The sequence below is a fragment of the Streptomyces shenzhenensis genome, from assembly GCF_003688995.1.
GTDB lineage: Bacteria > Actinomycetota > Actinomycetes > Streptomycetales > Streptomycetaceae > Streptomyces > Streptomyces shenzhenensis_A.
In genome coordinates, this window is the sequence record NZ_PENI01000030.1 from 24,528 (window position 1) to 38,554 (window position 14,027).

Sequence of the window (14,027 nt, forward strand, 5' to 3'; positions counted from 1 at the left end):
GGCCGGGATCAGTCCTGGAGGAACCAGACCGCGCCCTGGCGCGTGGGCTCAAGACGCCAGCCGGGTTCGACGAGATACGTGGTGTTCTCCGTGGTGACGATCGCCGGACCATGGATGACGTGCTCGTGCGTGAGCGCGCTCTGGTCGTGGAGGGGTGTGTCGAGCGCTTCGGCGTGGCCGATGAAGACGACGTCACGGCGGGACAGCTCGACCGGGACCGTCCGGTGTCCGCCGGCTTCGAGGGAGTCGAAGCTCACGACGTCCCCGTCGACATAGGCGGCGACCCGGACCGTGTTGCACCGGATGCCGGCCTCCGGCGCCGCGCTCGACGCCCCGAAACGGTGGCTGTAGACGTCGCCGAAGACCTTGATCATGGTGAGCACGTCGCCGACGCCGTTCATGCGGTTGATGTCCTCCAGCGCCACCGCCTGGGTGAGCAGCTGGTTGCCGTAGCGCATGTCGAGTTCGAGCCGGTACCTCACGTCCCCCGCCGCGAAGCCCTGCCGGACGAGGTCCTCCCGACCGCGCGCCTCCAACTCCGCGACGACGGCGTTGAACTCGTCGTATCCGTCGTAGAGCTGACGGGACGTCGCGTTGTACAGCGTCACGTGGACGCCGCGCTCGTGGAAGTGGAGCTGCTTCATGTTTCCGGCGCCGCAGGCGGAGAACACCGAGGAGAACGGTGGCGCCAGCACCCGCTTGATCCCCGCGTGCCGGGCGATGCCACACGCGTGCAGCGGGCCGTTGCCGCCATAGGCGAGCATCGTGAAGTCCTCCGGCAGATAGCCGCGGACCCGCAGCTCCTTGCCGATACCGATCGCCATCTGCTCGTCGACGCCGTCCTTGATCGCCCGCGCGATGTCCACGACACTCATGCCGAGCGGGTCGCACAGTGTCTCCTCGATGGCGAACCGGGAGCGTTTCGGGTTGAGCTTGATGTAGCCGTTCGCGTAGTTCTCCGGATCGAGATAACCGAGGAGCAGATCGGCGTCGGTCACGGTCGGGCGCAGACCACCGCGGTCGTAGCAGGCCGGACCGGGGTTCGAACCCGCCGACTCCGGGCCGATCCTGATCGAGTCGTGGATACGGTCGTAGTCGGCGATCGACCCGCCTCCCGCACCCAGGGTGTCGAGGTGGACCATCGGGACCGAGACGAGCCAGCGGTCGATCGTGGGCAGGAAGTCGTAGTGCTTGACGCCGCCCTCGGGCACGAGCCCGATGTCGAAGGACGTGCCGCCCATGTCGGTCGAGATGACATGCCCCAGCCCGGTCTCGTTCGAGAGGTGCTCGGCGGCCCCGACGCCGGCGATCGGGCCGGAGTGGATCGTCTGGAGGGCGTCGGTGGAGTTCATCTGCGCCATGCCACCGGAGTTGTGGATGACCAGCATCGGCTTGTCGTAGCCCGAGTCGCGCAGGTTGTTCGACAGCTGTGTGAGCGCGTGGAACATGATCTCGTGGAGGAAGCCGTCGATGATCGTCGACGTCGCCCGGACGTACTCGCCCTTGCGGCCGGAGACCTGGTGGCCCAGGAGGACCGGGATGGCGCCGAGCTCGTGGGCGGGGAACTCCGCCAGGATGATCTCCTGGATCGCGAGTTCGTGCACCGGGTTCTCGGTCGCGTTGACGAGGGAGACCACGATCGCCTCCGCACCGGCGTCGACGAGTTCGCGGACGACCAGACGGACGTCCTCGGGGTCGAGAGCGGCGACGATCCCGCCCGCCGAGTTGATGCGCTCCTTGACGGAGCGGATCAGATGGCGGGGCACGATCGGCTCCGGCCGCTGGGCCGCGGGAAGGTTCTGCTGCATCGAGTAGTCAAGGCCCTCGCCGTAGCCACGGCCCCGGGACAGCGGAATGGTGTCCTCGAAGCCATGGGTGACGATCGCGGCGACCCGGGGGCCCTTGCGCTCGATGAGTGCGTTGGTGCCGAGCGTGGTCGCGTAGCGGACCGAGTCGACCTTCCTGAGGACGGTGCCCCGGTCGAGCCCCGCGCGTTTGCACGCGAGGTCGAGGGCCTCGTTGAAACCGAGGGCGAGATTGTGGTGGGTCGTCAGGGCCTTCGCCTCGATGTACTGGCCGTCCCAGACGAAGAAGCAGTCGGTGAACGTGCCGCCGATGTCGACGGAGATACGTTTCATGGGTACTCCCGGAGGGCTCGCGTGACGGGGTGCGGGGTCAGCGGACGTGGCCGATGGCCTTGAGGGCGGCGGTGTGCTGCTGGGCGTCCGCCCCGGGGCCGTAGGTGTGGATCTCCTCGGGATCCACGCCGCGCTCCGCCCACTGCGCCCGGAGCGCGGCGACGTCGATGAGCAGGTCGACGGCCGGCGGATGGCCGGGCGGGAGGTACTCGGCCTCGATCTGGGTGCCGCAGCCGGGGCAGTAGTACTCCAGGATCCGGCAGTACTCCGGGTCCGGGGAGAAGGTGAACTCGTACCGCTCGGGGTCGATGACCGGCTGGTGGATCTGCCGGGGGTCCCGGTCGTGGACGAGGGTGCCTTCCTTGTAGGTGCCGTGTGCGCTGCCCATGTCCTGGGCACAGACGCGGCAGACCCAACGCTCGGTGTCGAGGTCGATGACGAGGTATTCGGTCATGGGGACCCGCATGGGAGCCCTCCTTTTCGCGGTCGCGGCCGTCAGTGGGTGTCGTGGAGGAGCAGGTCGCCGCCCGAGGTGACCCGGAAGGTCCAGCCGGGCAGCACCCGCGCGGTGAAGAAGGGGCCCTCGACGATCGCCGGGCCGGCGCCGGTGTCTCCGGGGCTGAGCTCGGTGAGGACGTGCACCGGCACCTCGTCGACGCGGTCGGCGGCCGACCGCACCGAGCGGCTCCCGACGGACGACGCCGGCCGGGTCTCCACCTCCTGATCCGCAGTCAGCTCCGGGTGGGGCAGCGGCGCGGTGATGGTGAGCTGGAGGGAGACCCGCCTTTCCGGGTGCCCGACGGCGTCGCCCGGACGGTAGGGGCCACGCGACACCGGCGTCCCGTCCTCCTCCTCGACGACCAGCTGCCACGACGCAGCGCAGGCGGCGAGCGGGTAGCCCTCCTGGAACATGTCGCGCTCGGCCCGGCCGAGGAGTTCGTCGTACGTCGTCCTCGTCGCCGCGGTCGTCGGCTCGGGCACGCCGGCCTCGTACGTCTTGCCGATGTCGGAGAAGGAGATGCCGAGCGCGGAGAAGACCGCCGCCGTGCGCGGGACGAGGACCCGCTTCACCCCCGCGGGCCGGGCGGCGCCGGTGGCGCTCATCGGCCCGGCCCCGCCGAACGCGGCCAGCGTCGTGTTCTCCTGCACCAGGTGCGCGAACGCGGAGGACAGCGCCTCGAAGAAGGCCTGCTCCATCCGGACCAGTGCCTCCTCCAGACTGATCCCCAGCGCATCCGCCACGGTCTCGGTGACGACGGTCCGGGAGCGCTCGGCATCGAGCCTGAACGTGCCGTCGAGATAGGTGTCCGGATCGAGGACGCCCAGCAGCAGATTGACGTCGGTGATCGTCGCCTGCCTGCCCCCGAAGCCGAAGCAGGCAGGTCCGGGGGCGGCTCCCACGGACTGCGGCCCGACCGTGATGCGTCCGTCCTCGACGGCGATGACCGAGGACCCGCCGACGCCCTTGGAGTGGACGTTGCTCATCGGGTAGGAGATCGGGACGCCCCTGATCGTGCCCCGCTCGTCCGCGGCCACGTGGTCACCGACCACGACACCGACGTCCGTCGTCGTGCCTCCGACATCGATCATGAGGGTGTGCTCGAAGCCGTGGGCGCGGGCCAGGGCCGCCGTGCCCTCGAGCCCGCCGCGGGGGCCGGAGGAGTACGTCTTGAGGGCGACGGACTTGGCGACCCGTGAGGACGCGCCGTCATTGCGGTAGACGAGGAGCGGGTTGACGATCTTGTAGGACTTCAGGCGCCGCTCCGCGCCGTACAGGAAGCGCTCCATCGTCGGATGGAGGAAGGAGTTGATGACACACGACCAGGCCCGGCGGGGGGCGCTCCGGTCGCCTGCGAGGTCCCAGCTGTAGATGAGCGGGACGGACCCGAGCAGGTGCCGCGGGAACGTGCGCAGGAGCACGGCCCGCAGCCGGCGCTCCTGCTCCGGGTCGCCGCCGGCGACGACGACGCGTGCGGCCCCGAGCGTCGCCAGCCGGTTGACCTTCTGGACCACATCGAACTCGGTCGACTCCTCGTCGGCGGCCACGTCGACCACGAGGACGCGGTCGCCCACGAGGCCGTCGAAGAGGTCCCGTTCGGCCTCGGTCGTCCGCATCGCCGCCGCGAGATCCGGCATCGTCGTGAGAATGCCGATCATCGGGCCGCGGCGCTCGACTAGCGCGTTCGTGCCCTGTGTGGTCGAGTAGCGGATGTGCTGGGTCGTGTGCAGCAGCCGCTCGATGTCGGCCCTGCCGTAGAGCGCCGCGGAGGCCTTCTCCACTCCGGCGAAGAGACACTCGGACAGATCGTGGGGCGTGGTGAGCGTCTTGGTGAAGGTGAAGCCGGTGCCGTCCCAGACGCAGATGTCGGTGAGGGTCCCACCGTTGTCGATGTTGATGAGGGTGTCCATGCCACTCCTTGGGCGCAGCGGATCCGTGGAGCGACTCGGCCTCTGCGCGGACGGGCACGGATGCCGCGGCCTGGCCGTCGCCCTCGACGGTGACATTCACCGTCCCCGCGTCTCACGCTCCGCGGCCGTCCCAACTTGGGACATGAACGCGGGTTGGCTCGGCCTGCCCGCCGGGACATCATGTGACGGACGCCATGCGCCCGTGGCCCTCGACGAGGAGGTCCTATGCCCCAGAGTCAGAGCAGACTCCTGAGGACGGCTGCTGCCCGGGCCGACTTCCTCGAGTACGGACGGCAGGGCGCCGCCGGCGTGCCTGATGTGCTCGCCGCGTCGTGGGAGCGCAGTCAGCAGGCCGGGGTGGACATCGACCGTCCGGTCACCGACTTCAGCGCCGACCTCGACATCGGCTCCCGCCTCGTCCGGTGCGCCGAGCCCGTCCTCGACCAGCTCGGCAGCGACACCGCCGATCTGCCGCTCGTCATCGCCCTCACCGACAACCAGGCCCGCCTGATCCAGCGCCGGGACTCCTCTTCCGCGGTCGGGCGGCTGCTCGACCGGGTCGCGTTCTCCCCGGGGTTCAACTACGCCGAGGGGAAGATGGGCACCAACGGGGTCGGGACCGTCCTCGAGGCGGGGCAGGCCGTGTCCGTCGTCGGGCCGGAGCACTTCACGGAGCAGCTGCAGGCCTTCGCCTGCACCGGCGCGCCGATCATCGACCCGCTGACCGGACGCCTCGAGGGCATCCTCGACATCTCCGCGCTGGCCGAGACGTGGAGCCCGCTCATGCACACGCTCGTCAAGTCGGCGGCCAAGGACATCGGGCGCAACCTGCTGCTCGACCGGAACCAGGCTCAGCAGGCACTCTTCGAGACCTACCTGCGGGCCGACACGCGTTCGACCCGGCAGGCGGTCTTCGCCTTCGCGGACTCCGTGTCCATGGCCAACGGCGCCGCCCAAGCCGTCTTCGACCCGGTCGAGCAGTTGGCTGTCCGGGAGTACGCGACCTTCCTCATGGCGCGCAGCGATCGCGTGAGCGAGACGATGACCCTCCACTCCGGCCGGGTCATCCGGATACGCGGGACCCGTATCGTCTCGGGCTCCGACACGGCGGGCATCGTCGTCATCGCCGAGGTCGTCACCGACCAGGCGTGCGATCCGAAGATCCCCGTCCCCGGCGTGGGATTCGCCGACCATGTACTTCCCCAGGTGGCCGTGGCGGGGGCCGAGACCAGGGTCCTCGTCAGCGACCTGCGTCGGCCCCACGTGCCGATCGCGTCCGGCTCTTCCCCGGGGTGGATGCGGGCCTGCTCGGAGCTGCGCGACGCTCTCGCCACGAAAGCACCGACGATCGTCCTCGGCGAGACCGGCACGGGCAAGTTCACCCTCGTCGCCGAGCTCTTCCACGCCGACCACCCCGGCGGGCGCAGTGTCTCCGTGGACGCGTCTCAGCTGCGGTCCGGTGCGGAGAGCGATCTCGACGCGCTGCTCAACAGCGCCCGGGAGCAGACCTTGTGCATCGTCCGGAACATCGACCAGGCGAGCACGGAGGGGGTCGAGCGCATCGACGAGCTCTTCACGACCCTCGGCGCGACGACGGCACCCGTCGCGTTCGCCGCGACGGTGTCGGACTCGAGCCTCGACTCCGACCTGCCGTTCCATGCCCTCCTCGGGCACTTCGAGGTCGCGGTGACCATCCCGCCGCTTCGCTGCCGCACCGAGGACCTCACGCTCATCGTCAACCGGGTCCTGGGGGAGATCGCACCGGGCCGGCGGGTCCGGCTCTCCCCCCAGGCCCTGCAGACCATCACTCAGTACACATGGCCCCGCAATGTCTCGCAGCTGCGCGAGGCCCTGACCCATGCGCTGCGGTCGCGGCCGGTCGGGGAGATCCAGAACCAGGACCTGCCCAGTTACTGCCAGACCCGGTCCCGTAAGAACCTCACACGTATCGAGGCCGCCGAGCGCGACGCGATCATCGCGGCGCTGCGGGAGACCGGCGGGAACAGGGTGGCCGCCGCCGAGCACCTCGGCATGGCGCGCAGCAGCCTGTACCGCAAGTTGCGGTCGTACGGAATCACGGCTTGAGGGGAGCCGGGACTGTCCCGCACGCCGGCGTGCGGGGGCGCGCGGGCGCATGTCCGGGAGGAGCATCGTTTTGCCGTACTGGGGCGCGCATTTCACGCACTGCCGTATGACGAAGTGACCGACCGGGTCGGTCAGCGCGTTGCTCTTGATCCGGGCGATGGCGTCTGTAGTGTCGCGCCCGGTCAGTGGGGCGCGTCGTCCGATGCCGCTGTGCGCGGTGGTCGATTCGGTGGCGGGCTCAGGATGCAAAGGAGACCGAGCATGGGCACCGTCGGCCAGCCTCGTGGCGGCGCGGACTCTGCGGCCGAAGAGGCCTACGAGAGCCAGCTGCCCCTACGCCGTGCGCGTGTGGGAAGCGCGGTCGTGAGATGGCTGACGACCACGGACCACAAGACGATCGGCACGCTGTACCTGGCGACATCGTTCGGGTTCTTCCTGGTCGCCGGTGTGATGGCGCTGCTCATGCGCGCCGAGCTGGCCCAGCCGGGTCTGCAGCTCATCTCTCATGAGCAGTTCAACCAGGCGTTCACGATGCACGGCACCGTGATGCTGCTGCTCTTCGCGACGCCGTTGTTCGCCGGTTTCGCGAACTGGATCATGCCGCTGCAGATCGGCGCGCCGGATGTGGCGTTCCCCCGGCTGAACATGTTCGCCTACTGGCTCTACTTGTTCGGGGGGCTGATCGCGGTCGCCGGCTTCCTCACGCCGCAGGGCGCGGCCGACTTCGGCTGGTTCGCGTACTCCCCGCTCTCCGACGCGGTCCGCTCGCCCGGTGTCGGTGCCGACCTGTGGATCATGGGGCTGTCCTTCTCCGGTTTCGGCACCATCCTCGGCTCGGTCAACTTCATCACCACCATCATCTGCATGCGCGCCCCCGGCATGACCATGTTCCGTATGCCGATCTTCACCTGGAACGTGCTGCTGACCGGTGTCCTGGTGCTGCTCGCCTTCCCGGTCCTGGCCGGCGCCCTGCTCGCGCTGGAGGCGGACCGCAAGCTCGGGGCGCATGTCTTCGACGCGGCGAACGGCGGGGCACTGCTGTGGCAGCACCTCTTCTGGTTCTTCGGTCACCCCGAGGTGTACATCATCGCGCTGCCGTTCTTCGGGATCGTCTCGGAGATCATCCCGGTGTTCTCCCGCAAGCCGATGTTCGGATATCTGGGCCTGATCGCGGCGACGATCTCCATTGCGGGTCTTTCGATCACGGTGTGGGCGCACCACATGTATGTCACCGGCGGTGTTCTGCTGCCCTTCTTCTCGTTCATGTCCTTCCTGATCGCGGTGCCGACCGGGGTGAAGTTCTTCAACTGGATCGGCACCATGTGGAAAGGAAGTCTCTCCTTCGAGACGCCGATGCTCTGGGTGACGGGATTCCTCGTGACCTTTCTCTTCGGTGGCCTGACCGGTGTCATCCTGGCCTCGCCGCCGCTGGACTTCCATGTCTCCGACTCGTACTTCGTCGTCGCCCACTTCCACTACACGGTCTTCGGCACCGTGGTCTTCGCGATGTTCGCGGGGTTCTACTTCTGGTGGCCCAAGTTCACGGGAAGGATGCTCGACGAGCGCCTCGGGCAGATCCACTTCTGGACCCTCTTCGTCGGGTTCCACGGGACGTTCCTCGTCCAGCACTGGCTCGGCGTCGACGGCATGCCGCGCCGGTACGCCGACTATCTGACGGCCGACGGCTTCACCATGCTCAACACGGTGTCCACCATCGGCTCGTTCCTGCTCGGACTGTCGGTACTGCCGTTCCTCTACAACATCTGGAAGACCGCCACGCGGGCGCCGATGGTCGGCGTCGAGGACCCGTGGGGCTACGGCCGCTCGCTGGAGTGGGCGACCACGTGTCCGCCGCCGCGCCACAACTTCGTCACGCTGCCGCGTATCCGCTCCGAATCACCGGCCCTCGATCTGCACCGTCCCCAAGTGACCATGGCCGAGGCGGGTATTGCCCCGGGCCGCGAAGAGCGCGGACAGCCTCCGGCGTCACCGCCGCGGCCGCTCGGCTGAGGCTGAGGCGGTGGCAGGTTCCGTCGGCGTACTCCCGTCGTTCGCGGTCGGGGCGCCGGCTCCCTCCGTCGGTACGGCGGGACGCTCCCGTGAGGTGTCCTTGAGAGCCACGCCCGACGCGCCCAGCGCCCTCGCCCCCCGGATGAGCGAGGCGGTGATCCGGGCGGCCTCCGCGTAGTCCAGGCCGTCGGGCGGATGGATGTTGGAGACGCAGTTCCGTTCGGCGTCGGTGCGCCCCTGCCTGGGCAGATGGGTCACGTACACACCGAGGCTCTCGGGGACGGACAGACCGGGGCGTTCGCCGATCACGACCACCATGGTCGTCACGTTCAGCCGCGCGCCGACGTGGTCGCCGAGCGCCACCCGGGCCTGTGTCGCGAGGACCGGCGGCGCGACCGACACCTGCGGGAGCAGCGCCTCGCGCAGCGCCCGCAGCAACGGTGGCCCATGCCGCTCCAGGGCACCGGGGGACAGCCCGTCGCACAGCAGGACGCCGACGTCCGCGCCCGACACCGGCAGACCTCCCAGGTCGCCCGGCAGCCGGCCCAGATCGGGCCGGCGCAGATACGTCCCGCGGTCCGCGGCCCGGGAGCCGACGATGTACGGCGCGCCGAGCCCGACGGCCTCGATCCGGTCCACCAGGGCGTCCGTGTCCAGCGGACGGTGGACGGCGTCCCGGGCCACGGCATGCGCGGTGTGCAGAGAGAGCAGCTGACGGGTGGGCAGTGAGTCACCGGCCCGCCCCAGTCCGATGCGGGCGCCGGTGAGGCGACGCAGCGCGGCCCAGGGGTCGCCGGAGTTGCCGGGTACGAGGTCGCTCATGCGCCCGCCAGTTCCCACAGCGGGCCGGCGGCCGGGTCGACGGGGAGGATCCGGCCGGATCCGTCGGCGAGGCCCGTCCGGATCAGCCACCGTTCGAACTCCGGCGCGGGACGCAGACCCAGCACGTTCCGCGCGGTGAGCACGTCGTGGAAGGACAGGCTCTGGTAGCCGAGCATGACATCGTCCGCGCCCGGCACGGTGATCACGAAGGCGCATCCCGCCGCCCCCAGCAGCAGGAGCAGTGTGTCGGTGTCGTTGTGGTCGGCCTCGGCGTGGTTGGTGTAGCAGACGTCGACGCCCATGGGCAGTCCCAGCAGACGTCCGCAGAAGTGGTCCTCCAGACCGGCCCGCACGATCTGCCTGCCGTCGTAGAGGTATTCGGGGCCGATGAAGCCCACCACCGTGTTCACCAGGAGCGGGTTCAGCTCGCGGGCCAGGCCGTAGGCGCGGGCCTCCAGGGTCTGCTGGTCCACCGGTCGGCCACCCGCTCCGATGTGGGCCCCGGCGGAGAGCGCGGACCCCTGCCCCGTCTCCAGGTACATCACGTTGTCGCCCACGGTGCCGCGGCCCAGCGACCGGGCCGCCTCCTCGGCCTCGAACAGGAGCGGAAGAGTGACCCCGAAGCTCTCGTTCGCGCCCTGCGTGCCCGCGATCGACTGGAACACCAGGTCGACGGGGGCGCCCCGGTGGATCAGGTCCAGGGTGGTGGTCACATGGGTGAGGACGCAGGACTGGGCCGGGATGTCGTAGCGCTGCCGGACGCCGTCCAGCAGCTCCAGCAGATCGGCCGCCGCCTGTGGGGAGTCCGTGGCGGGGTTGATCCCGACGACGGCGTCGCCGCAGCCCAGCAGCAGGCCGTCGAGCACGGCCGCCGCGATGCCGCGGGAGTCGTCGGTGGGGTGGTTCGGCTGCAGCCGGGTGGCGAGTGTGCCCGGGGTGCCGATCGTGGTGCGGAAGGCCGAGGTCACCCGGGTGGCCCGGGCCACGGCGACCAGGTCCTGGTGGCGCATGGTCTTCGACACGGCCGCCACCATCTCGGGGGTGAGACCGCGGGAGACGGCCGTCAGCCGCGCCGCGGCGTCCGGCAGGGCCGCCGTGGCCAGCAGCCAGTCCCGGAACCCGCCGACCGTCAGATGGGCGACCGGGGCGAAGGCTCTTTCGTCGTGCCGGTCCAGGATCAGCCGGGTGACGTCGTCGCTCTCGTACGGGACGACCGGCTCGTCCAGGAAGCGGCCGAGCGGCAGGTCGGCCAGGACCCACAGGGCCGCCGCCCGCTCGGCGTCCGACTCGGCCGCACAGCCTGCCAGTTCGTCGCCGGAGCGGCGGGGACTGGCCTTGGCCAGGACGTCCACGAGACCGTCGAAGGCATAGGTGGTACCCGCCACCTGCTGGTGGTATTTCTTCATGTTCCTTCCTAGGCGAGGGAGGTGACGGCGTTCCGCGCGTACCAGGGCGGGAGTTGGAACTGCCCGTCGGCGTACGGGGACGGCGACAGGATCCGCTGCCGGCTGCCCTGGATCTGGTAGACGAGGTGGGCCTGGCCGATGGAGGGGTCGGGGGTCATCTCCGGGTAGGCGAGGGCGGCCTGGCCGGGGTCGGCGAAGTAGTAGGAGCCGTTGACGCCGCGGTGGATGGTGGAACGCAGGGCCTTGGCGACCCGGCGGTGGTCACGGGGGTCGTCCACCTGCGCCCAGGCACCGGCGATCATCCGGGCCCGGTCGTAGGCGATGCCCGCGTGGGAGCGGCCGGGGGAGATGCCGTGCATCTTGCGGTAGCGGGCGGCGAAGGACTGGCCGAGGTGGTCGGAGTAGGTGCCGGTGACGGTGGCCCACAGCAGACCTTCGGAGAGCGCGCCCAGGCTGTGGCGGAAGCTGGGGATGGACGGGGTGTAGAGAAGGTACGGCAGGATCGGCGGTCCGTCGCACAGGAGTTCCCGCAGGAAGGCGAGGCTGCCCGGCATGAAGTAGTGGCCGACGAGCACCGCGGCGGGGGCCGCGGCGCGGACCTGACGGGCGGTCCGCTGCCACGCGTCGTCCGACATGCCGATGTCGGAGATCACCTGGAGGGTCCAGCCGCCCCTCTCCACGGCGGTGGCCATCGCGGAACGGCCGAGGTTGCCGAGCGGCCACACGCCCTGGACGACCATCAGCCGGTTCGACTCGGGCCGCCACTGGCCGCTGTCGCGGAGCCTGGTGAGGAAGCGCACGAACCCCGGGCCGTAGCAGGTGTCGCTGGGGCAGACCTGGAAGATCCCGCCGTACCGGTCGGGGTCCGCCGCCACCCGGGAGACCATGGAGTCGAGCGTCGCGGCGTGCAGATAGGGGCAGCCGTAGTCGGCGGCGATCTCGTGGGCGACGTCCTGGGGGCCGATGTAGCCCGAGGTGAGGGCGTCCACCTCCTGCTCCACCAGTTCGGTGAAGGCGGCGCGGACCGACTCGTGCACCGTGACGTCGAAGTCGGCGGTGACGAGTTCGATGCGGCGGCCGGCGATGCCGCCGAGGTCGTTGATCTCCTCCAGGGCGAGCCGGGTGGCGAGCAGCATCTCGCGGCCGTCGTCGGCCGCGGGCCCGGTCAGCGGCAGCGCGGCGCCCAGGAGCAGGGGACGGCGGCGCAGCGGGCGCGGGCTGCTGGGGACCGGGGAGGGCACCGGGGCACCGCCCTGGGCGACGGTGGCGACCCGGCCCAGGCGCAGCCGTTCGAAGCGGGTGCTGCCGCCGGGCAGGGGCAGCCGCACCAGGCCCTGGTCGAGGGCGAGGGCCGCGGCCGCCGCGCGCCCCGAGAGCTGGAGCTTGGTCAGGAGCCGGTCCACGTGGGTGGTCACGGTACGGGGGCTGGTGACAAGGCGTTCGGCGATCTCGTTGTTGGTGAGTCCGGCCACCACCAGGGTGAGCACGTCGAGTTCGCGCAGGGTCAGGCCGTACGGGGACGGGTGGCAGGGTTCTATGAGGACCCGGCCCATGGAGCGTCCCCGGGGGTCCCGGAAGGGGTCCACCCAGACCCGGACCAGGGTGCGGACGGCGCCGTCGGTCCACATGAAACCGGTCCTGCCGGGTTCGGTGCGGACGCAGGCGAGTACGAGGTCGGTCAGGTCGGGGTGGGCGCGCAGGAAGTGCACGGCGGGGCTGGGGGCGATGCGGCCCGAGGTGTCCTCGGCCTCCACCGTCCCGTCGGCCAGGACGACCGCGGCGGCGGGCGGCTGCGCGGGGCTCCGGGCGGGCCAGGTGGTTTCGGGCCGTTTCCGATCTGACACAGGCGTGCCTCCCGTCCATGGTGCTCGAACAGCCACGGGCCGCAACGACCGGTGCGGTGAGCGCATTCATCATGCACAGCTCCGGAGGAATACGACACAGTTACGCGTAACGAATGAGTAAGGAACATTTTGCGGGTGGCTGAGCGGCGTGACGGGCGTACGGACCCGGTCCGTCTCCGGCTGTGGGGCGCGGCGGCGCTGTCGTTCCGGGAGCGGACCGGGCCGGCGGCTGCGGGTGGGCGCGGTCAGGTACGCCGGCTGCGCAGCAGCGAGTCCAGGGCGACGGCGGTGACGACGATGCAGCCCTTGGCGATGAGCTGCCAGTGCTGGCTGATGTTGAGGCTGTAGAAGACGTTGGTGAGCGTCGCCAGGATGAGCAGCCCGACCGCGGAACGCCACACCGCGCCTTCACCACCGCGCAGAGAGGTGCCGCCGACCACCACGATGGCGATGGTGTCCAGCGCCACCGTGGCCCCGACGTCGGCCTGGCCGACGCCCAGCCGGGAGGCGTCGATCATGCCGGCCAGCGCGGCCATCACCCCGGTCATCACATAGGCGCTGCCCACCAGCCAGGGCACCCGCAGGCCGGAGAGCCGGGCGGCCTCCTCGTTGCCGCCGATGGCGAAGATGTTGCGGCCGTAGCCGGTCTGCGACAGCAGCAGGGCACCGGCGAGGAACACGGCGAGCAGAATCCAGATCGGCAGCGGCACGCCCGCGACCGCAGTGAGCGCGAGGTACTGGAAGGAGAACTGGTCGACGATGAAAGGGGCCGAGTTGGAGTAGACGTACGCCAGGCCCGCGATGACCGAGGACATGCCGAGGGTGGTGACGAAGGGGTTGACCTTCCAGCGGGCGATGATGGTGCCGTTCGCGCCGCCCACCGCCAGGCCCGCGAGCAGGGCGCAGACCCCGGCGAGGGCGACGGAGCCGGTGCTCTTGGTGACGCCGGCGAAGATGGTGGAGCCGAGCGCGTAGGTGGCGCCCACGGAGAGGTCGAAGCCGCCGGAGATGATGACGAAGGTCATCGCGACGGCGATGATCCCGACGGCGGCGTTCTGGGTCAGGATGTCCTGGAGGTTGGCGGGGCGCAGGAATCCCGGGTAGAGCACGGTCGCCGCGGCGACGAGGAGCAGCAGGACCCACAGCATGCTGAACCGCAGGGCGGCGGAGCGCAGCCCGGCGGCACGGCCGGTGTCGGCGTCCGGGGCGGTGGCGGGCGGGGCCACGGCGGCGGTGCCGGGCCCGCCGCCGGGAGCGGCGGGCGATGGGGAGACGGTGGACGGGTTCACTTCAGCTCACCTCGTGGGTGGTCG

At 70.3% G+C, this 14,027-nt stretch carries 9 protein-coding genes; 2 read left to right on the forward strand and 7 right to left on the reverse strand.

Going from position 1 to position 14,027, the window contains the following annotated elements; all coding sequences use genetic code 11:
* Window positions 1-8 precede the first annotated feature (8 nt).
* The 3 genes from CTZ28_RS34435 to CTZ28_RS34445 are packed head-to-tail and all read right to left on the reverse strand — an operon-like array spanning window position 9 to window position 4,547.
* On the reverse strand, window positions 9-2,138 hold the full coding sequence (locus CTZ28_RS34435) for a hydantoinase/oxoprolinase family protein (RefSeq protein ID WP_121893663.1): 2,130 nt from the start codon (window positions 2,136-2,138) through the stop codon (window positions 9-11).
* 37 nt (window positions 2,139-2,175) lie between these two features.
* Window positions 2,176-2,604, reverse strand: coding sequence for an acetone carboxylase subunit gamma (locus tag CTZ28_RS34440; RefSeq protein WP_121893664.1), 429 nt, complete (start codon window positions 2,602-2,604; stop codon window positions 2,176-2,178).
* Window positions 2,605-2,633: 29 nt separating this feature from the next.
* Complete coding sequence (locus tag CTZ28_RS34445; RefSeq protein WP_121893665.1) at window positions 2,634-4,547, reverse strand: hydantoinase/oxoprolinase family protein; 1,914 nt, start codon at window positions 4,545-4,547, stop codon at window positions 2,634-2,636.
* Window positions 4,548-4,772: 225 nt separating this feature from the next.
* Here CTZ28_RS34445 and CTZ28_RS34450 point away from each other — a divergent pair, with 225 nt between their 5' ends.
* Both CTZ28_RS34450 and ctaD read left to right on the forward strand, forming a co-directional pair.
* Entirely contained in the window at window positions 4,773-6,632 is a 1,860-nt protein-coding gene (locus CTZ28_RS34450) for a sigma-54-dependent Fis family transcriptional regulator (protein ID WP_121893666.1), read from the forward strand.
* Between the two features lie 261 nt (window positions 6,633-6,893).
* On the forward strand, window positions 6,894-8,642 hold the full coding sequence (ctaD, locus tag CTZ28_RS34455; protein ID WP_121893667.1) for an aa3-type cytochrome oxidase subunit I: 1,749 nt from the start codon (window positions 6,894-6,896) through the stop codon (window positions 8,640-8,642).
* On the opposite strand, the gene eutC is transcribed toward ctaD, so the two are convergent.
* From eutC to CTZ28_RS34475, 4 genes are all read right to left on the reverse strand, one after another.
* Window positions 8,619-9,464, reverse strand: a complete 846-nt coding sequence (eutC, locus tag CTZ28_RS34460) for an ethanolamine ammonia-lyase subunit EutC (protein ID WP_121893668.1) — start codon at window positions 9,462-9,464, stop codon at window positions 8,619-8,621. The genes ctaD and eutC overlap by 24 nt on opposite strands.
* On the reverse strand, window positions 9,461-10,870 hold the full coding sequence (locus CTZ28_RS34465) for an ethanolamine ammonia-lyase subunit EutB (RefSeq protein WP_121893669.1): 1,410 nt from the start codon (window positions 10,868-10,870) through the stop codon (window positions 9,461-9,463). The genes eutC and CTZ28_RS34465 overlap by 4 nt, the downstream gene beginning before the upstream one ends.
* A gap of 8 nt (window positions 10,871-10,878) precedes the next feature.
* Window positions 10,879-12,714: an ABC transporter substrate-binding protein gene (locus CTZ28_RS34470; RefSeq protein WP_183154728.1), complete on the reverse strand. Its 1,836-nt coding sequence runs from the start codon at window positions 12,712-12,714 to the stop codon at window positions 10,879-10,881.
* A 245-nt stretch (window positions 12,715-12,959) separates the two neighbouring features.
* Window positions 12,960-14,003, reverse strand: coding sequence for an ABC transporter permease (locus CTZ28_RS34475; protein WP_220795481.1), 1,044 nt, complete (start codon window positions 14,001-14,003; stop codon window positions 12,960-12,962).
* Window positions 14,004-14,027: the final 24 nt, after the last annotated feature.